A 19,154-nucleotide genomic window follows, 5' to 3' on the forward strand; every position below is an offset into this window, starting at 1 on the left:
TAAAAATATTAGTAATACAAACATACCACTTCTTTTTTTGTAAGTAAATGGAGTATACTATTTTTATTCTGAGGAATGGGAGGTTGAGAAGTGTTTGAAAGAATTATACAAACCCCTCTAGGAGAAGTTCGATTAAGAAGTGATGGAAAGTCATTAACAGGATTATGGTTTGTAGGGCAAGTGAATGATGCCAAGTACAATCGTGATATTGAGATAAAAGATGATTTACCGATTTTTGAGCAAGTCAAAACTTGGTTAGAAAGTTATTTTTCTGGAAAGCAAACTCCGATAACGATTCCGTTACAGCCGAAAGGAACCAATTTTCAAGAAAGAGTTTGGCAAATGTTGCAAGAAATTTCGTATGGAGAAACGATGACTTATGGAGAAATTGCACAGAGAATCGCAAAAGAAAAAGGTGTAGCAACATACTCTGCTCAAGCAGTCGGGCAAGCCGTTGGAAAAAATCCAATTAGTATTCTCATTCCGTGCCATCGAGTGCTAGGGAAAAATGGAGCATTAACCGGATATGCAGGTGGAGTTCATAGAAAAGAACAATTGTTGAAATTAGAAAGGGGAAAATGAATGGTATTAAAAGGAATTAAAATGATATTGGCTGCATTTGGTTCATTATTAGTGGCACAATATTTTGGATTATCGTCAGCTTCGGTAGCATCGATTATTGCAATTTTAAGTGTTGGAAATACGAAAAAGTCCTCTATTGTAATAGCTTGGAAACGTATAGTGGCTATGTTGTTAGCTTTAACAGTAGCTGTTTGTGTCTTTTTAGTGATGGGACATTCTACCATTAGTTTTGGAGTGTATTTAATCATTTATATTCCTCTTGCATTTTTATTAAAAGCAGAAGCAGGGATTGCTCCAAGTTCAGTGTTAGCTATTCACCTTTGGTTAAGTCAGACAATCACGAATGAGTTATTACTAAATGAGGCTTTGTTAATGCTTGTTGGAACTGCAGTAGCTCTTTTATTAAATTGGCATATGCCTAGCTATCAACAAGATATTGAAGATAAAAGACAAGAAATTGAAGATAAATTAAAAGATATTTTAAGAAAAATGGCATACTTTTTACGAATGGGAAATGGAACAAATGATGCAAAACTCATTATTGAAGCAAAAGAAAAGTTAGCTCAGGCTCAAAAACTTTTATTTATTGAAAGTGAAAATCAGTTATTTAGTCAATTTAATAAAGATTTATGTTATTTTGAAATGCGAGCGGAACAAATACAGTTATTAGAAGTGATGGCGAAAAATTTAAATGATTTTCATTGTCCTGCTAGAGAAGCAGAGTTATTAGCAGAAATGTTTGATTCAACAGCAGAACAATTGCACTTAACGAACACGGGGTTAGATTTAATGGAGGAGATTCAAGATTATATTGATGAATTTAGAAACTTAGAGCTACCAAAAACGAGAGATGAATTTGAATATCGTGCAACATTATTCCAGTTATTAAGGGATTTACAACGTTTTATTGATCTGAAAGTTTGTTATTTTAGAGATCATCATTAATTTGGCAAAAAATATATCGAAAAAGTTGCAAAACAGCTTGCATTTCACAATAATTCTTGCTAAAATATCAAAGTGCATTTATGTGCACTGGAACAAAACGTGGGAGGAGAAATCTTCATCTCCATTTAAACCACGCGCGAAACAATCAAGGAGGTAATGTCTCGTGGCTAAAAAAGTTGTAAAACTAGTTAAATTACAAATTCCTGCAGGTAAAGCTACACCAGCTCCACCAGTAGGTCCAGCTTTAGGTCAAGCACAAGTTAACATCATGGGCTTCTGTAAAGAGTTCAACGCTCGTACAGCAGATCAAGCTGGTTTAATCATTCCGGTAGTGATTTCAGTATATGAAGACCGTTCATTCGACTTCATCTGTAAAACACCACCAGCAGCAGTATTATTAAAGAAAGCTGCTAAAGTAGAAAAAGGTTCAGGCGAACCAAACAAGAAAAAAGTTGCTACTGTAACTCGTGATCAAGTTAGAGAAATTGCTGAATTAAAAGCACCTGACTTAAATGCAGCAGATGTTGAAGCTGCAATGCGCATGGTCGAAGGTACAGCCCGTTCAATGGGATTTGTAGTAGAAGGCTAACAAACATGCAGCTTCCAAAAGTCCCTAGCACGAGTGTTTCACTCATGGACTTTGTGGGAGGTAGAACCGTTAAAACCACACAATAGGAGGAAATTATACAATGGCAAAGAAAAGCAAAAAATATTTAGAAGCCGCTAAAAAAATCGATTCTTCAAAAGCTTACTCAGTTCAAGAAGCAATCGCATTAGCAAAAGAAACAGACTTCGCTAAATTTGATGCATCTGTAGAAGTTGCATATCGTTTAGGATTAGATCCAAAGAAAGCTGACCAACAATTACGTGGAGCAGTAGTTCTTCCAAACGGAACTGGTAAAACTCAACGTGTATTAGTATTCGCAAAAGGTGAAAAAGCTAAAGAAGCTGAAGCAGCTGGCGCAGACTACGTTGGTGATAGCGAATTAGCTCAAAAAATCCAAGGTGGATGGTTTGAGTTTGACGTTATCGTAGCTACACCTGACATGATGGGTGAAGTTGGTCGTTTAGGTCGTGTATTAGGACCTAAAGGTTTAATGCCAAACCCTAAAACAGGTACTGTTACAATGGACGTAACTAAAGCTGTTGAAGAAATCAAAGCTGGTAAAGTAACTTACCGTGTTGACAAAGCTGGTAACATCCACGTTCCAATCGGTAAAGTTTCATTCGAAAACGAAAAATTAGTAGAAAACTTCAAAACAATTCACGAAACATTATTACGTATCAAACCTGCTACAGTTAAAGGTCAATACGTACGTAACGTTGCTGTGACAACTACTTTTGGCCCTGGGGTTAAAGTAGACGTAGCTTCTCTATAATTTTAACAATAAGAAAAGAGTCGAGTTGTCTCGGCTCTTTTTTGTGTATAGAAAGGACTTCTTGAAATAGTAGCTGAAGACGGCAGCAGCCTCGCAAGGCGAGTCTCATGCCTAAAATTCGAGCCTAGGGTCTCGAATTTTCCAGCACTAGAATCTGAAAAACCAGATTCTAGTACTGCAGCTACTATGGGAAGTCCTTTCTATTTTTTTGATTTAAGGGGAGAACATAATAATTGCAGAAGGGAAAAAATCATAATAACGAAATTATGTTTTAAAAAAGTCTTATATTTTATAAAAAACTATTTCAATGTTAGCGCTTTTATGTTAAAATAAATTTACAAGGAGGTGGGATAATGACAGAAATAACTAGATTAGATACTGAGAAAAATAATGAACGTACTACTGATATAGACATTTTATCTACAGAGGGCATTCTTCAAAAAATTAATGCGGAAGACCAGAGTGTAGCAAAAGTGGTTGAGAAATGTATACCTAAAATTTCGATTTTAGTAGATAAAATAGTAGAAAGGATTCGAATTGGTGGACGTTTATTTTATATTGGTGCAGGTACTTCTGGACGACTTGGTATTCTAGATGCTGCAGAATGCCCCCCAACATATGGAGTAGATAATAATTTAGTAATTGGCGTTATAGCAGGCGGTAATGATGCAATGTTTGTTGCACAAGAAGGCGCAGAGGATTCAATGGAGTTGCCTGTAGTTGATTTATCCTCATATCAATTTTCTGAAAAGGATATATTAATAGGATTAGCAGCAAGCGGTAGGACGCCTTATGTAATTGGTGGTTTAAAATTTGGTCAACAACTAGGAGCTTTAACAGCGGCTATTTCATGTGTTACAAATGCAGAAATTTCAAAATATGCAGACTACACAATTGAAGCTGTAACAGGTGCTGAAGTTATCATGGGTTCTACTAGGATGAAAGCGGGAACTGCTCAGAAATTAATATTGAATATGATTTCTACTAGTGTAATGATAAAACTTGGAAAAGTATATAAAAATTATATGGTAGATTTAAAACCAACTAATCAAAAGTTGGTGATACGCTCAAAAAATATGATTAGAACCCTCACGGGAGTTTCTCAGGAACAGGCAGATTTACTTTATGAAGAAAGTGGACATAATGTGAAAAAGGCATTAATTATGGAAATTATGAATGTAGATAGAAGTACAGCCGAGAATGCACTAGAAAAAGGAAATGGGCATATTAAGAGTGCTATTCAGATTTTAGGAGGTGAAATTTGATGCAGGATATGGAATTGATTGTTTTTGAAATTATTAGTAATGGTGGGAATGCAAAAGCATTAGTCTATGAAGCGATTGAGGCTTCTGAAAATGGAAAGTTTAAGGAAGCGAGAGAGCTCCTTAATGAGGCAGATACTTTTTTAAATAAAGCTCATCAAGTACAAACAGATTTAATTCAAAAAGAAGCAGCCGGAGAAAGAAGTGAAGTTACAGTGCTATTTGTTCATGCGCAAGATCATTTAATGACTTCAATAGAAGTTAGAACATTGGCAGAAAATATTATTCGAATGAATGAAAGACTTTGGAAGTTGGAGAATAGAGAGTAGGAATAAGAATGGCTAGATTTAGAAAGTGGACTGTAAAAAATATGGAACAGAATAAAAAATACAAAACCTCTTTAGGGATTACTGATTATGATATTCCTATGTTTGGGTATAAAAGTATCACGTTGATTTTTGTTTCAATTATTCTATCAATGTTTTTGATTCCAGCTTTTTGTAGTTTGATTCAAATTGATTTTAAATGGCCATTTATTATTGTGGGAAGTCTTATTGCAGGATTTACAATATCTTATTCTCAGTATTTTATAAATTCTAAAATAGGTATCACAAAATCATTTTGGTTGATAGGTTTAATTTGGTCTATTCTTATTGGAATAATTTATTACTTTATTGTTATGACTGGAGTAATTTTATAAAGAAGTGGAGGTGAAATTATGAAAATATTATTAGTTTGTTCAGGTGGTATGTCAAGTGCCATTGTTGCTAAAGCATTACATGATGCTGGTGCAAAAGAAGGATTGGAATTAGTGGTAGATGAATGTGGTACACAAGCTTTTGCTGAAAAAGTAAAAGAAGACTATAACATCTCACTTGTAGCACCACAAATTAGACATCGCTATGATGTATTGAAAGCTAGCGCAGATGAAGCAGGTGTTCCTTGTTTGTTAATAAAACCTCAAGGCTACACTCCTCTTGGAGGACCAAAATTACTTCAACAAATTAAAGAAGAATTGGAAATAAAATAGGAAAGTGGGGATATTTATGTTTGATAAAATAACAGAGTTTATGGATACAAAGCTATCGACACCGATGGCAAAATTAGCAGAACAGCGTCATTTAAGAGCAGTTCGTGATGGTATTATTGCAACATTACCAATTATTATTGTTGCTTCTATGTTTTTAGTAATCGCATTTTTACCAAATTCTTTACCTAAAGATTGGGGAATTACACAATTTATTCAAGCGAATCAAGCTAAAATTTTATTACCATATCGCGTTTCGATGTATATTATGACATTGTATGCAGTTTTTGGTATAGGTTTTTCTTTATCATCTTCATATGATTTAGATGGTTTATCAGGAGGGATTTTAGCTGAACTTGCTTATTTATTAACAATTGTCCCTAAAGTTGTTCCAGCTGCCTCTGCAGAAATAAAAACTTTAGCAGAAACTAGTGAGCCATTAAAAAATTATTTATCTTCATTACCTTCAGGTTTTGTTTTACCGATGGCGAATTTAGGTTCAGCAGGTATGTTCATAGGTATTTTATCGGCCTTTTTAGCAGTAGAAATTTATCGTTTTACTCAAAAGAGTGGATTCAAAATTTCAATGCCACCACAAGTGCCAGCTTCAGTCGCTAGATCTTTTGAATCGTTAACACCTACAGTTATTGTATTATTATTAGTTTCTACAGTTACAATGTTTTTTGGTATTGATGTTCATAAAATTGTAGGAGGAATTGTTGCACCTTTAGTACAAGCAACAGATTCTATTTTTTCAGTAATCATTATTATTTTCTTAACACAATTCTTCTGGTCATTTGGTATTCATGGTTGGTCAATTGTGGGGTCTTTAGCAAGACCATTATGGTTAGTATTATTAGATGAAAATACAGCAGCTTTCGCTAGTGGAAGTGCTATTCCGAATATTGCTGCAGAACCATTTTATCAATGGTTTGTAATGATTGGTGGATCAGGGGCTACTATTGGGTTAGCTATTTTATTAGTTTGGCGTTCAAGATCTGCTTATGGTAAATCACTTGGTAAAACAGCTTTAATTCCAGCTGTTTGTAATATTAATGAACCATTGATTTTTGGAACACCTATTGTGTTAAATCCTCAATTAATTATTCCATTTATTTTGGCTCCGTTAGTAAATAGTGTAGTTGCTTGGGTTGCAATGTCTACAGGTTTAGTGAGTCGAGTTGTTGCGAGTGCTCCATGGACACTTCCTGGACCGATTGGTGCATTTTTAGCAACAGGAAGCGATTGGAGAGCGCTTGTATTAAATGTTGTATTAATTGTGCTATCAATTTTAATTTATTATCCATTCTTTGTAATGTATGACAACTCATTATTAGCTCAAGAACAAGAGCAATAAGAATGTATCTTTTAGCCCTGTTCATGTAGCAGGGCTTTTTACTATTATATTTTAAGGAGTAAGTGAATGAAAAGATTAGGACTATCGATTTATCCTGAGAAAAGTACTTTAGAAGAAATTAAAAGTTATCTTAAGGATGCTAGTGAGTTAGGTTTTTCTAGAGTGTTTTCTTGTTTGTTATCTGTAAATAAACCAGCAAAAGAAATAAAAAAGGAATTTACTGAAATTAATACTTATGCACATGAGCTAAATTATGAAGTTATTGTGGATGTGTCTCCAAGAGTGTTCGGAGAATTAAATATATCTTATAAAGATTTATCTTTTTTTAAAGAAATTGGAGCGGATGGAATTCGCTTAGATGCGGGATTTTCGGGTTTAGAAGAATCTATTATGACCTATAATAATGAAGGTTTAATTGTTGAAATTAATATGAGTAATAATGTACATACAATAGATACAATAATGGATTATAGACCGAATAAGTACAAGTTATATGGATGTCATAATTTTTATCCGCATCGTTTTTCTGGATTGAATTTAGATTTTTATAAGGAATGTACACAAAGGTTTAATAAATATGGCTTAAATACCGCAGCGTTTGTGACTTCGCAAGATAAAAGAGCTTTTGGTCCATGGCCAACAACAGAGGGGTTACCAACATTAGAAATTCATCGCAATTTACCATTAGATGTTCAAGTGAAACATCATATTGCAATGGAATTAGTAGATGATATTTTAATTTCTAATTGTTACCCAACTAAAGATGAATTAAAAAGTCTAAAAGGATTGGATTTGAATCTTGTAACATTTAATGTGGAACTAGTTAAAGATATTCCTGAAATTGAAAAGAAAATTGTTTTAGAAGAGTTTCATTTTAATAGAGGAGATCAAAATGATTATTTCATTCGTTCAACTCAAAGTAGGGTAAAATATAAAGGACATAATTTTCAAGTTTTTAATACTCCTAGTGTTATTAAGAGAGGAGATATTATTATTGAAAGTAGTGAATATGGACATTACGCAGGTGAATTACAAATTGCTTTGAAAGATATGGAAAATTCTGGAAAATCGAATGTAGTTGGTAAAGTTGTTGATGTTGAACATTTTATATTAGATGAACTTAAACCGTGGCAGAAATTTAAATTTAGATTATGATAAGTAGGTTGAAGATGTCATGAAAATATTATGGGGTGGAGCAACTGCTGCTAGTCAATATGAAGGTGGTTTTGAAGAAAAAAAAGGATTAGATACACAAGATTGTAGACCTTATTTACCACGTACTTCTAATGCTACAGAGGAAACTAGATTATTGACAAAAGAAAAAATAGAAGAAGCTAAGAAAACGAATTCTAATCAATATTATCCGTTTAGAAATGGTACAAAAGGATATGAACATTTAGAAGAAGATATTGAATATTTAGAGGAATTAGGGCTAGATATCTATAGATTTTCAATAAGCTGGGCTCGATTGTTTCCAAATGGTATAGAAGAGTCACCTTCTCCTGAAGGAGTTGCTTATTATGATAAAGTTTTTAAATTATTAGTTAAAAAGAAAATAAAGATTTTTTTAACGTTAAATCACTATGCTTTACCTATAAATTTAGTGGAATGTTATGGTGGTTGGAAAGGAAGAGAATGTATCAAATATTTTCTTCGTTTTGTACAATTTGTTTTTGAAAGATGGGGGGAGTTGGTTGATTATTGGCTACCGTTTAATGAAATAAATGCAGGATATTTTAGTCCGTTTAATGGAGTAGGTTTGTTAAAAGGAGAAGATGGGTATAATTTATCAGAAGTTTTTCAAGCTTTACATCATCAATTTGTAGCGAGTGCGAAAACGATTCGTTTAGCCAAACAAATGAAGTTAAAAGGGAAATTTGGCTCAATGATTGCTTACTTTTGTTATTATCCTCTAACAAGTAATCCAGAAGATAATTTAAAATTGCTGTTTGAGGAGCAAATGAATCAATGGTATTGCATGGATATTTTATCAAAAGGAGAATATCCTTATTATTCATCAAAATTTTTTGAATCTAAGAATATTACATTAAATATTACAGATGAAGATAAAAAAGTATTAAAAGAAAACACTTGTGATTTTGTTTCTATATCATTTTATACCTCGTCTGTCATTACTGTTGATGAAGCGGAAAAAACAGCTGGGAATTTAGTGGTGTCTACAAAAAATCCATATCTAAAAGCTAGTGAATGGGGCTGGCAAATAGATCCAGTTGGATTAAGAACATCATTGCATCGAGTATATGAAAGATATGGAAAACCTGTCATAGTTTCAGAAAATGGATTAGGTGCAAGAGATGTATTAACAGAAGAGTATAAGATTCATGATTCTTATCGAATTGATTATATGAAAGCCTACTATGAACAAGCACAATTAGCCTTGTTAGATGGAGTTCCTCTTAAAGCATTTATTGCTTGGGGAATTATAGACATTGTTTCTGCAGGTAGTTGTGAGATGGATAAACGTTATGGCGTAATCTATGTAGATGCAGATAATTATGGTAACGGTAGTTATAAAAGATATAAAAAAGATAGTTTTTATTGGTACAAGGAATTTATTCAAAGGCATAAAGCTGGGGGAATCAATTAAATGAGAAGATATTTTAGAATAGAGTAATCAGATATAAAGAGAGAGTGTAGAATGAGTGTATTATATAAAATTAAAAGTTCAATAAATGCTTTTACAGATACAGAATATGTGATAGCAGATTTTATTTTAAAAAACAGACAATTAGTATTGGATTCTAATGCAAAAGAGTTAGGAGATGTTACAAAGACTTCTGCATCTGCTTGGGTTAGATTTGCTAAAAAAATGGGGTATAAAGGGTTGCCTGCATTTAAAGTAGAGTTGGCTAAAGAAACTGAAGTAGCTATTGTTGAAGATGAAATTGAAACTTTTTTAAATCCTAATGATTCTTTACAACTATTATTGAAAAAAACTGAAAACATGGTAACTCAAAATATAAAAGAGACTTTTAATTTGATAGATTATCATGAATTAGAAAAAGCGATAGAAGCAATTAATAACGCTAAAACAATTTATTTATTAGGTGTTGGGGGTAGTAGTGTTGTTTGTTTGGATTTTTATCATAAAATGACTAGAATCCATCAAAATGTTATATATGATAGAGATCTACATACATTAATGGCACGTATCGCCCAACTAGAAAAAGATGATGTGGTGATTGTTGTTAGTTATAGTGGAGAAACTGAATCAGTTAATACTGTCGTTAAGAATGCAAAGAAAATTGGTGCGAAAATTATAGGGGTAACCAAATTTAATTTAAAATCCACACTTTCGAATTTGTCAGACATTAAACTTTTTGTTCCTATTGAAGAAAAGGAAATTCGATTAGGTTCAATTACTTCTAGAAATAGTCTCTTGATTATTACGGACTTACTGTATTATGGTATTGCAAAAATTGATTTTAATTCCACAAAAGATTTGCTTGTTCGAACTCGTAATTTCATTAAGGGGGAATTATAGTGTTGGCAGTTGGGTTGATGTCTGGCACTTCGTTAGATGGTGTTGATGTAGTTCTTTGTGATATTACTGGTAAAGATGAAGATACTCAGGTGAAACAATTGAACTTTAAAACATATGAAATCCCTGAATATTTAAGAGATAAAATAAGAAAATGTTGTAGTAGAGAATTGGTTCCTGTAGAGTTAATTTGTTCCCTAAATTTTGAATTAGGGCAGTTATTTGCAGAAGCGGTAAAAAAATTATGTAAAGAATCTTCTGTGAATTTAGAGGACATAGCTTTTATAGCTAGTCATGGACAGACGATATTTCATATCCCAAAAGCATTTTCTGATTATATCCCAAGTACATTACAAATTGGAGAGGCTGCTATTATTGCTAATGAATGTAGATCTACAGTAATTTCAAATTTTAGAGTAATGGATATGGCTGTTGGGGGAGAAGGTGCTCCTCTAGTGCCTTATAGTGAGTATGTATTATATGCAGATGAAAGTCAGGCAGTTGCATTACAAAATATAGGTGGAATTGGAAATGTTACATTTCTTCCTAAAAAAGGAGATTTTTCTAAAGTAATTGCATTTGATACTGGACCAGGGAATATGATGATTGATGCTGCAGTGCAAAAGTTATATGGAGAAAAGTTTGATAAAAATGGTGAGTATGCAAGTAAGGGGAAATTAATATCTCCATTGGCTGAGGAGTTGAAAAAACATCCCTATTTTGCATTAGATATCCCTAAGACGACCGGAAGAGAGCTTTTTGGAGAGCATTACACATATGCGCTTTTAGAAAAATATAAAGATTATAATAAGAATGATATTATTTTTACACTAACATGGTTTACAGCTTATTCCATTGCTTTTCATTATAAAAAATATTTTATTCATAAGTATAATTTGGAAAAATGTATCATTGCTGGTGGAGGAGCTTATAATGAGTGCCTTATAAGTTTATTAAAAAGAGAATTGCCAGAAATGGAGATATTGGTTCAAGAAGATTTAGGGTATTCTTCAGAGGCGAAGGAAGCGATAGCTTTTGTAATGTTAGGTAATCAAACTTATCATATGAGACCTTCAAATGTACCTTCTGCAACAGGAGCAAGTAAAAGTGTGATTTTAGGGCAGATAACCTATCCAACTATATAAAACAAATAAACCTATTGTAGACCAACTGCAATAGGTTTATTTTTTAGAAGTAGAAGACACTCTCGTTTGCTGGGCGAGAAGGAATAATTGTTAAAGTCTTATTGTGTGATTCGATTTCATTCAAAATACTATTTAATACATGGGGATTGTTTTTAATAACACTACCTTCAAAAGCAACAGTAATATTATTTTCTTGATTACAAGATAATAAAGCTTTAGCAATATCTTTTCCTGCTTGTTGAGCGATAGACGCTAGAAAAATATTATTGCTGTAATCTAAGTATAAAGTTGCCAATTTTGCTACTTCTGTTTTAGGGCTGTTATATACCGTGTTTATAATCGATTGACGATTTGGGAATATTTGTTGAATAGTAGGTAGTAAATCAAGAAAGTCTAGAGGACTTTCGTTATAATCTAAGAAGTTTACGTATGTTCTTAGAATTTGTTTTCCAATCCAATATCCACTTCCTTCATCACCAATTATGTGTCCCCAACCACCTTTTTGAATAAATTGTTCATTTTTTCTGCATAAAAGTGAAGAACCAGTTCCTGCTATAAAAAGATTACCATCTTTATTTTTAAAAGTAGCAATATGACTCATTTTTAAATCTGATTCAATTGAAAAGTTACACTGTATTTTTTCTTTGAATGCTGATGTTAGTTCTGGAATGAGTGTACTAGCTCCCGCCATCCCAATACTAATATGGCTAATATTTGAATAGTTTAATTTGTTTTTTAAAAGTAATTTTTCGATTACTTGATTAACATTGTTAACTGCTACATCAAAATTAACAATAGGATTTCCCATTTCTCCTTTAACGCTGTCAATAGCTTGTTTTTCTTTATATAAAATCCCAATTGTTTTTGTGCCTCCTGCATCAATTCCTATTTTCATGAAAAGACCTCCTTTTGGTTAATATCGTAAAGTAAAAACATAAGAAATTCAATGATAAGAATTACTTTCTTTTAAATTTTTATTAAATAAAGATATGCTAAATTCCCATGCATTCTCATTGCCAATAAAGAACGTACGTGTATATAATGACAATGCGAAAGACTGTGAAAGAAGGTGTGGAGATGTTTCGAGATGCGACGGGTATGGCGCAAGCAGTTCGGGATAAGAAAGTGAGTCCGTTGGAATTGGTGTTAGAAACGATTGAAAACGCGGAGCGATTGAATCCGAGATTAAATGCGATTGTTTGGACACGTTATGAAGAAGCAATAGAAGAAGCGAAGAAGTTTCAAGTGAATAATCAACCTTTTGCTGGAGTTCCCTTATTTTTAAAAGACTTGGGGCAAGAGAAAAAAGGGACAATGTGTACCTATGGTTCTCGTTTGTTTAAAGAGTATATTTGTCATGAAACAAGTCATTTTGTGAAACGTCTAGAAGAACTTGGCTTCATTATATTAGGAAGAACGAATACACCTGAGTTTGGGTATAAAATGGTGAGTGATGCTCAGTTGCATGGTTCTGTTCGTCATTTTTTAGATGAAACCGTAAATGCAGGGGGCTCCAGTGGTGGAGCTGCTGCGATTGTTGCTGCAGGGATTTCTCCAATGTCAGCTGCAAGTGATGGGGGAGGTTCCATTCGTGTACCTGCTAGCCATAATGGATTGATTGGGTTGAAGCCGACTCGTGGTCGTGTTCCGGTGGGGCCTGGTTCTTATCGTGGATGGAATGGAGCAACGGTTCAATTTGCTTTAACAAAAACGGTGAGAGATACTCGGAATTTGTTGTGGCATTTACAAACGTGCCAATTAGAAAGTCCGTTTCCATTGCCTTTGTTGCAAAAAGAAAATTTATTTTCTTCTAAATTAAATCGTCCATTGAAAGTGGGGATGTTATTAAAGCACCCTATTGGTGGAAAAGTTTCTAGTGAAGTGGAACAAGTTGTTCGCCAAATGGGGAAGAAGTTTGAATTAGATGGTCATGAAGTCAGTGAAATAGTAGAAGATCCGATTAATGGAATTGAACTTCAAAAAGGATTTTATCTCATTAGTGGGGCAGAGACTGTTGTCATGCTTCAAAAAATGGAGAAACAATTACAACGTCAAATGACCCGTTTCGATATGGAATTGATGACATGGGTCATGTATCAAAGTGGCTTAATGGTGACGGGGGCAGATTATGCACGAGTTGCGGGAGATTGGGATTGGTATGCGGAAGCAATGATGCAACTTCATGATACGTATGATGTGTTGTTGTTACCGACGGTTGCCAATACTGCACCAAAACAAGATGCGTATTCTTTAGATGCTAACTTAATCGAGAAGATGGAGCATATTCATGAATTATCACACGAAGAACGTCAAGAGGTTGTGTGGAAGATGTTTGAGTCGAGTGTGGAAGATACTCCGTTTACACAACGGATGAATATTACAGGGCAACCAGCGATTAGTCTGCCAGTTGGTTACTCACAGGAAGGCATGCCAATTGGAGTGCAATTAGTTGCAGCGAAAGGTAAAGAAGATTTATTGCTGATGATTGCTGAACAGTGGGAAAAAGATAAGTTATGGCAGTTTTAATAAAGTTGAAAAAATTCCAGTATGAAGTCAGAAAAGTGATACAATAAAAGTATGTGTGGTTAAGGAAGGTGTTTAAAAATTGAAAACAATAGAAGCATTGTTCGAACCTTTTACATTGAAGGGAAATATTGTATTAGACAATCGTTTTGTATTATCGCCAATGGTGACGAATTCTTCAACGGAAGAAGGGTATATTACACAAGATGATTTATTGTATGCAAAGAGACGTGCAGGTTCTGCTGCTTTACAAATTACAGGGGCAGCGTACGTTAATAAACAAGGGCAACTATTTGAATTTGGATTTAGTGCGATGGATGAAGCTGCTATTCCAGGATTAAAGAAATTAGCTCAGGAAATGAAATCTCAAGGAGCAACGGCTATTTTACAATTAACCCATGCAGGACGTTTTGCCAGTCATGCATTGAATCGAGATAAAACAGTTGTAGGGCCTAGTGCGATGAAATTACAATCGCCATTTCCACATGAAGTGCATGAGATGACGATTGAAGAAATTCATCAAGTAATTGAAGATTATCGCCGTGCAACTAAAATTGCGATTGAAGCAGGATTTGATGGAGTGGAAATTTCTTCTGCTCAACGATTGTTAATTCAAACATTCTTCTCTACTTTTTCAAATGAGCGAACAGATGAATATGGATCACAATCTTTAGAAAATCGTTCTCGTATTGGAATTGAAGTGTTGAAAGTTGTTCAAGAAACCATTGGGCAATATGCTGGGGAGAATTTTATTTTAGGTTTTAGAGCAACTCCAGAAGAAACTAGAGGAAATCAAATTGGCTATAGTATCGATGAGTTTTTAGAATTTTTCCATCAAGCTCTAACCATTGCTTCGATTGATTATTTAGCGATTGCAAGTTGGGGGCATGATGTATTTCGAAATAAAATTCGCGCAAAAGGTCCTCATCAAGGTGAATTAGTGAATGCTGTGATTTATAAAGCGTTAAAAGGAAAAGTAGCGGTGATTGCTTCAGGTGGCATTAATAGTCAAGAAAAAGCACTAGAAGCATTAGAACATGCCGACCTTGTTGGCTTATCGACTCCATTTATTACAGATCCTGAATTTGCTGAAAAAATTAAAGAAGGTAAATTAGAAGAAATTCAATTATCGATTAAACCGGAGAATTTAGAAGAATTAGCGATTCCTCAAGCTGCATTTAAAGATATTGTGCCGTTAATGGATTTTGGAGAGTCACTTCATAAAGATGCAAGAGATTTCTTTAGAAGTTTGGAAGTTAACTATAAGGGGAGAGCTGTCGATGAAAATTAATGTACTAGATTATGGCGTTGTTGATTTTGGGAAAACAAATGAAGAAGCCATTCAAGAGACGATTCAATTAGCTAAAAAGGCAGAAGAATTAGGCTATGTACGTTTTTGGGTAGCAGAACACCATCAAGTAAAAGCTTTGTCGATCAGTGCACCTGAAGTGGTCATTCCAGCGATTGCTTCTCAAACAAAGAATATTCACGTTGGTTCAGGCGGGATTATGGGCTTGCATTATGCTCCGTACAAGGTAGCTGAAGTGATGCACTCATTAGAAGTGCTATTTCCGGGAAGGATTGACATCGGTCTAGGAAATTCAATTGGAACAAAATCTGTTTCAACAGCTTTGAAAAGTCATTATACGAAAACTCAGTTTGGTGAATGGGTAGCTGATGTACAGGAAATCATCCAAACAAATGAAGCTGTTCCTTATACAAAGAGAGTTCCGGAACAATTTTTATTAGGAATGGGTGGTGAATCCGTTCATATTGCTGCAAAAAATGGCTTAGGATTTGTTTATGGAATTTTCCCGTATATTCCGCAAGAGCCTCTTGTGTTAGCAAAAGAATTAGCAACGGTATATCGTAAAGAATTTCAATCAGTAAACGGAACAAATTCTCGCTTTATTTTAGCAGTTTTTGTTGTGATTGCAGATACTGAGGAAAAAGCCGAAGAGATGGCTCAAACATTAGATTTATGGATGTTAGGAAAACAAGATTTTAGTGAATTTAAAACATTCCCAACTAAGAAAGATGTAGAAACAAGAGAGGTAACTCCAGCAGAAAGAAAAACAATCGAAGACAATCGTCAACGGTTAATTGTTGGAGATTCTAGGGCAGTAAAAGCGCAACTGGATGAATTATGTCAAGTTTGTAATCCGGATGAATTATTAATGATTCCACTAGTTGGAGAATTTGAAAATCGGAAACGTGCGTTAGAATTATTCGCACAATTGTATCAGTAGAAAGGATGAATAAAATGAGAAAATTTGCAAATTTTTTATGGATTGATAAAGAAGGAGATCGTTATACGATTCGTATGACACCAGAATTACAAGATGATGTGGGTACAATTGGTTTTGTTCAATTTAGCCAAGATGAAGTGTTAGAAGCAGAAGAAGAAATCGTTAGTATTGAAGCTTCAAAAACAGTGATGTCTATTGTGACTCCAATTGGAGGAAAAGTAGTGGAATATAATAAAGCTGCAGTAGATGAGCCAACATTGTTAAACTCTGAAAAATCAGAAGAACATTGGTTAGTCGTATTAACAGATGTTGATGAAGCGCAATTTATGGCATTAGAAGATGAATAAAGATACACAGGTTAATCGATTACAGCAAATGATTGCTTTTTTGATGGAGGAAAAAGGCGAGGTTGTTCCAGATTACTCTCGAAAATCAGAAAAAGAATTAGAAGAAATTTGGCGAGGGTTGGTCAATATTCGACCTGCTAGTCCAGTGGATATTCGTTATTTAGAATTGGAAGAGGCTTATTTAAAGCAATACCATACGGGGACAATTGTTGGATTGGAAAGTTGCCAAGATACCAATGAAGAGAGAGTAAAATTATATCATGGGGACTTATGTCATTTAGAAGTGGATGCAATTGTAAACGCGGCGAATAGTGATTTGTTAGGATGTTTTATTCCAAATCATCGTTGTATTGATAATGCCATTCATACTTTTGCAGGGGTCGAGTTAAGAGAATGTTGTCATCAAATTCAACTCACTCAAAAGAAAAAAGAACCTGTTGGAACTGTAAAGGTGACACCAAGTTTTCATTTACCATGTAAGTATGTTTTTCATACAGTGGGACCGTTTATTCCAAGTGGAAAGTCCGTTACGCCTATTCGGAAACAATTATTAGAGAAATGTTATATGAGTTGTTTGAAGCAAGCAGAAGAAATGAAGCTAGAAAGTATTGCTTTTTGTGGGATTTCAACGGGTCAATTTGGTTTTCCGGTAGAAGATGCTGCACAAATTGCAGTTTCGGTTGTAAAAGACTGGGTTAAGCAACACGTCTTTCCAAAAACGGTTATTTTATCGACGTACACAAATGAAGAACAAATGGCGTATAGAAAATTATTACAATGATGATAGAAGGGAGGGGAAGTAGTGGAGTGGATTACACCGATACAAAAGATGGAAAGTCAGGCGCAACAATTAAAAAGTTTATTTGAAGAAGCGGATGCTATTATTGTAGGAATTGGAGCAGGAATGTCTGCTGCGGATGGCTTTACTTATATTGGGGAACGTTTTGAGTCAGCTTTTCCAGATTTTATTGAAAAGTATCAATTATTAGATATGTTACAAGCAAGTTTATTTCAATTTGCTAGTTGGGAAGAGTACTGGTCTTTTCAAAGTCGTTTTATTGCATTGAATTACTTAGATCAACCAGTGGGAGCTGCCTATGTTGAGTTGAAAGAAATGCTTGAAACAAAACCGTACTATATTATTACTACGAATGCTGATAATGCCTTTGAAGTAGCTGGATTTGATATGGAGAAAGTGTTTCATATTCAAGGAGAATACGGATTGTTACAATGTAGCCAACATTGTCATCCACAAACTTATCGAAAAGATGAGTTAATTCGTGAAATGATTGCAAGGCAAAAGGATATGAAAGTCCCGTATGAATTAATTCCGTTTTGTCCAGAATGTGGCGCACCATTAGAGATTAATAAGCGTAATGCTGAAAAAGGGATGGTTGAGTCTGCAGATTTCTTTGAACAAAAAGCGCGTTATGATGCATTTTTGAAGCAATATGAAACAGGAAAAATAGTCTATTTAGAAATTGGAATTGGATTTACAACACCACAATTTATTAAAACACCATTCCAAAAGAAAGTTACAGAAAATCTAAATGCGGTTTATGTAAGTATGAACCATAAACATTATCGAGTGCCTTTAGCCATTCGAAATCGTACCCTACTGTTATCAGAGAATATTGCAACATTAATACACGAAACACATCAATTATTAAAGGAAGAAGGAAAGCTTTATGTATTTGATTGAGCCAATTAGAAATGGGAAGTATGTTACAGATGGAGCAGTAGCTCTTGCGATGCAAGTATATGTCCAACAAAATGTATTTTTAGATGATGATATTTTATTCCCATATTACTGTGATCCGAAAGTGGAAATTGGAAAATTCCAAAATACAGTTGCAGAAGTGAATGAACAATATTTAAAAGAACATAACATCCAAGTCGTTAGAAGAGATACGGGTGGTGGTGCCGTATATGTAGATTCAGGTGCTGTTAATGTTTGTTATTTAATTCAAGATAATGGAGTGTTTGGAGATTTCAAGAGAACATATGCTCCGGCGATTCAAGCACTGCATGAGTTAGGGGCAATTGGAGTAGAACAAACTGGTCGAAATGACTTAACTATTGATGGAAAGAAAGTTTCTGGAGCTGCTATGACGATTAGTAATGGTCGTGTTTATGGAGGCTATTCTTTACTATTAGATGTTGATTATGATGCAATGGAAAAAGTTTTGAATCCAAATAAAAAGAAATTACAATCAAAAGGAATTCAATCAACAAGAGCTAGAGTAGGCTCAATTCGCCCAAATTTAGCCCCAGAATATCAAGGAATTACAATTGATGAATTTAAAAATTTAATGACTTGCAAGTTGTTAGGAATTAATTCGATAGATGAAGCGAAACGTTATGTATTAACGGAAGAAGATTGGAAAGCCATTGATGAATTGACAGCTAAAAAGTATAAAAATTGGGACTGGAATTATGGAGAATCTCCACAATATAGCGACTACCGTGATGGAAGATTTGCAGCAGGAACGATTCAAGTATACTTAGAAGTGGAACAAGGAAGAATTACAAAATGTAGTATTCGTGGTGATTTCTTCTCTAAACGTGAAATTCAAGATGTAGAAACTCAATTAATGGGCGTCCGTATGGTCGAAGAAGATATTAAAGCTGTATTAGACACATTTGAGTTAACAGAATATTTTGGAGCCGTAACTTCTGAAGAACTTACAAAACTTATTTTAGGAGAGTAAGCAAAAAATATTCAAAAATGCAAAAAAATAGTTGACAAGGGCTTTTAGTTCCTGTAAACTATTTTCTAGTTGAATGCGACCGAAGACAGTAGGGGGCGTTAGCCTTAATATCCTACCGAGGGAGA

At 34.2% G+C, this 19,154-nt stretch carries 21 protein-coding genes and 1 other annotated feature (1 of these 22 running past the window's edge); of the genes, 20 read left to right on the top strand and 1 reads right to left on the bottom strand.

Annotated features, from left to right (window positions below; genetic code table 11):
• Window positions 1-90: 90 nt before the first annotated feature.
• From RWR88_RS00605 to anmK, 13 genes are all read left to right on the top strand, one after another.
• Window positions 91-582, top strand: a complete 492-nt coding sequence (locus RWR88_RS00605; protein ID WP_314450041.1) for a methylated-DNA--[protein]-cysteine S-methyltransferase — start codon at window positions 91-93, stop codon at window positions 580-582.
• Window positions 583-1,527, top strand: coding sequence for an aromatic acid exporter family protein (locus RWR88_RS00610; protein WP_314450043.1), 945 nt, complete (start codon window positions 583-585; stop codon window positions 1,525-1,527).
• Window positions 1,528-1,690: 163 nt separating this feature from the next.
• The gene (rplK, locus tag RWR88_RS00615; RefSeq protein WP_005607816.1) at window positions 1,691-2,116 is read left to right on the top strand and encodes a 50S ribosomal protein L11; all 426 of its coding nucleotides are present in this window, start codon (window positions 1,691-1,693) and stop codon (window positions 2,114-2,116) included.
• Between the two features lie 100 nt (window positions 2,117-2,216).
• The gene (rplA, locus tag RWR88_RS00620) at window positions 2,217-2,906 is read left to right on the top strand and encodes a 50S ribosomal protein L1 (protein WP_006703243.1); all 690 of its coding nucleotides are present in this window, start codon (window positions 2,217-2,219) and stop codon (window positions 2,904-2,906) included.
• Window positions 2,907-3,259: 353 nt separating this feature from the next.
• On the top strand, window positions 3,260-4,171 hold the full coding sequence (murQ, locus tag RWR88_RS00625) for an N-acetylmuramic acid 6-phosphate etherase (protein WP_314450045.1): 912 nt from the start codon (window positions 3,260-3,262) through the stop codon (window positions 4,169-4,171).
• Entirely contained in the window at window positions 4,171-4,497 is a 327-nt protein-coding gene (locus tag RWR88_RS00630; protein WP_314450103.1) for a PTS lactose/cellobiose transporter subunit IIA, read from the top strand. The genes murQ and RWR88_RS00630 overlap by 1 nt, the downstream gene beginning before the upstream one ends.
• Before the next feature lie 8 nt (window positions 4,498-4,505).
• On the top strand, window positions 4,506-4,868 hold the full coding sequence (locus RWR88_RS00635) for a hypothetical protein (protein WP_314450047.1): 363 nt from the start codon (window positions 4,506-4,508) through the stop codon (window positions 4,866-4,868).
• Between the two features lie 18 nt (window positions 4,869-4,886).
• Window positions 4,887-5,198, top strand: a complete 312-nt coding sequence (locus RWR88_RS00640) for a PTS sugar transporter subunit IIB (RefSeq protein WP_314076791.1) — start codon at window positions 4,887-4,889, stop codon at window positions 5,196-5,198.
• A 16-nt stretch (window positions 5,199-5,214) separates the two neighbouring features.
• Window positions 5,215-6,552, top strand: a complete 1,338-nt coding sequence (locus RWR88_RS00645; protein ID WP_314450050.1) for a PTS transporter subunit EIIC — start codon at window positions 5,215-5,217, stop codon at window positions 6,550-6,552.
• A gap of 66 nt (window positions 6,553-6,618) precedes the next feature.
• Entirely contained in the window at window positions 6,619-7,707 is a 1,089-nt protein-coding gene (locus RWR88_RS00650; protein WP_314450051.1) for a MupG family TIM beta-alpha barrel fold protein, read from the top strand.
• A gap of 19 nt (window positions 7,708-7,726) precedes the next feature.
• Window positions 7,727-9,160, top strand: a complete 1,434-nt coding sequence (locus tag RWR88_RS00655; protein WP_314450053.1) for a family 1 glycosylhydrolase — start codon at window positions 7,727-7,729, stop codon at window positions 9,158-9,160.
• 51 nt (window positions 9,161-9,211) lie between these two features.
• Window positions 9,212-10,057: a MurR/RpiR family transcriptional regulator gene (locus RWR88_RS00660; protein WP_314450054.1), complete on the top strand. Its 846-nt coding sequence runs from the start codon at window positions 9,212-9,214 to the stop codon at window positions 10,055-10,057.
• Window positions 10,057-11,199, top strand: coding sequence for an anhydro-N-acetylmuramic acid kinase AnmK (gene anmK / locus RWR88_RS00665; protein ID WP_314450056.1), 1,143 nt, complete (start codon window positions 10,057-10,059; stop codon window positions 11,197-11,199). The genes RWR88_RS00660 and anmK overlap by 1 nt, the downstream gene beginning before the upstream one ends.
• A 43-nt stretch (window positions 11,200-11,242) precedes the next feature.
• Here the strand turns inward: anmK and RWR88_RS00670 are convergent, their stop codons facing one another.
• A complete protein-coding gene (locus RWR88_RS00670) occupies window positions 11,243-12,094 on the bottom strand; it encodes a BadF/BadG/BcrA/BcrD ATPase family protein (RefSeq protein WP_314450058.1) in 852 nt (283 codons plus the stop codon).
• 182 nt (window positions 12,095-12,276) lie between these two features.
• Between RWR88_RS00670 and RWR88_RS00675 the strand changes: the two genes are divergently transcribed.
• From RWR88_RS00675 to RWR88_RS00705, 7 genes are all read left to right on the top strand, one after another.
• The gene (locus tag RWR88_RS00675) at window positions 12,277-13,725 is read left to right on the top strand and encodes an amidase (RefSeq protein WP_314450060.1); all 1,449 of its coding nucleotides are present in this window, start codon (window positions 12,277-12,279) and stop codon (window positions 13,723-13,725) included.
• Window positions 13,726-13,804: 79 nt separating this feature from the next.
• Window positions 13,805-15,013: an NADH-dependent flavin oxidoreductase gene (locus tag RWR88_RS00680; protein WP_314450062.1), complete on the top strand. Its 1,209-nt coding sequence runs from the start codon at window positions 13,805-13,807 to the stop codon at window positions 15,011-15,013.
• Window positions 15,003-15,971, top strand: coding sequence for an MsnO8 family LLM class oxidoreductase (locus RWR88_RS00685; protein WP_314450064.1), 969 nt, complete (start codon window positions 15,003-15,005; stop codon window positions 15,969-15,971). Before RWR88_RS00680 ends, RWR88_RS00685 begins: the two co-directional genes overlap by 11 nt.
• 14 nt (window positions 15,972-15,985) lie before the next feature.
• Window positions 15,986-16,318, top strand: a complete 333-nt coding sequence (locus RWR88_RS00690) for a glycine cleavage system protein H (RefSeq protein ID WP_314450067.1) — start codon at window positions 15,986-15,988, stop codon at window positions 16,316-16,318.
• Window positions 16,311-17,099, top strand: coding sequence for a protein-ADP-ribose hydrolase (locus tag RWR88_RS00695; protein ID WP_314450069.1), 789 nt, complete (start codon window positions 16,311-16,313; stop codon window positions 17,097-17,099). Before RWR88_RS00690 ends, RWR88_RS00695 begins: the two co-directional genes overlap by 8 nt.
• Window positions 17,100-17,147: 48 nt before the next feature.
• Window positions 17,148-18,020, top strand: a complete 873-nt coding sequence (locus tag RWR88_RS00700) for an NAD-dependent deacetylase (protein ID WP_314450106.1) — start codon at window positions 17,148-17,150, stop codon at window positions 18,018-18,020.
• Window positions 18,007-19,029, top strand: coding sequence for a lipoate--protein ligase (locus RWR88_RS00705; RefSeq protein ID WP_314450071.1), 1,023 nt, complete (start codon window positions 18,007-18,009; stop codon window positions 19,027-19,029). The genes RWR88_RS00700 and RWR88_RS00705 overlap by 14 nt, the downstream gene beginning before the upstream one ends.
• Window positions 19,030-19,090: 61 nt before the next feature.
• Window positions 19,091-19,154, top strand: a sequence feature (ribosomal protein L10 leader region) (it continues 57 nt past the right edge of the window).

Source organism: uncultured Granulicatella sp. (genome assembly GCF_963528195.1).
Lineage (GTDB): Bacteria > Bacillota > Bacilli > Lactobacillales > Aerococcaceae > Granulicatella.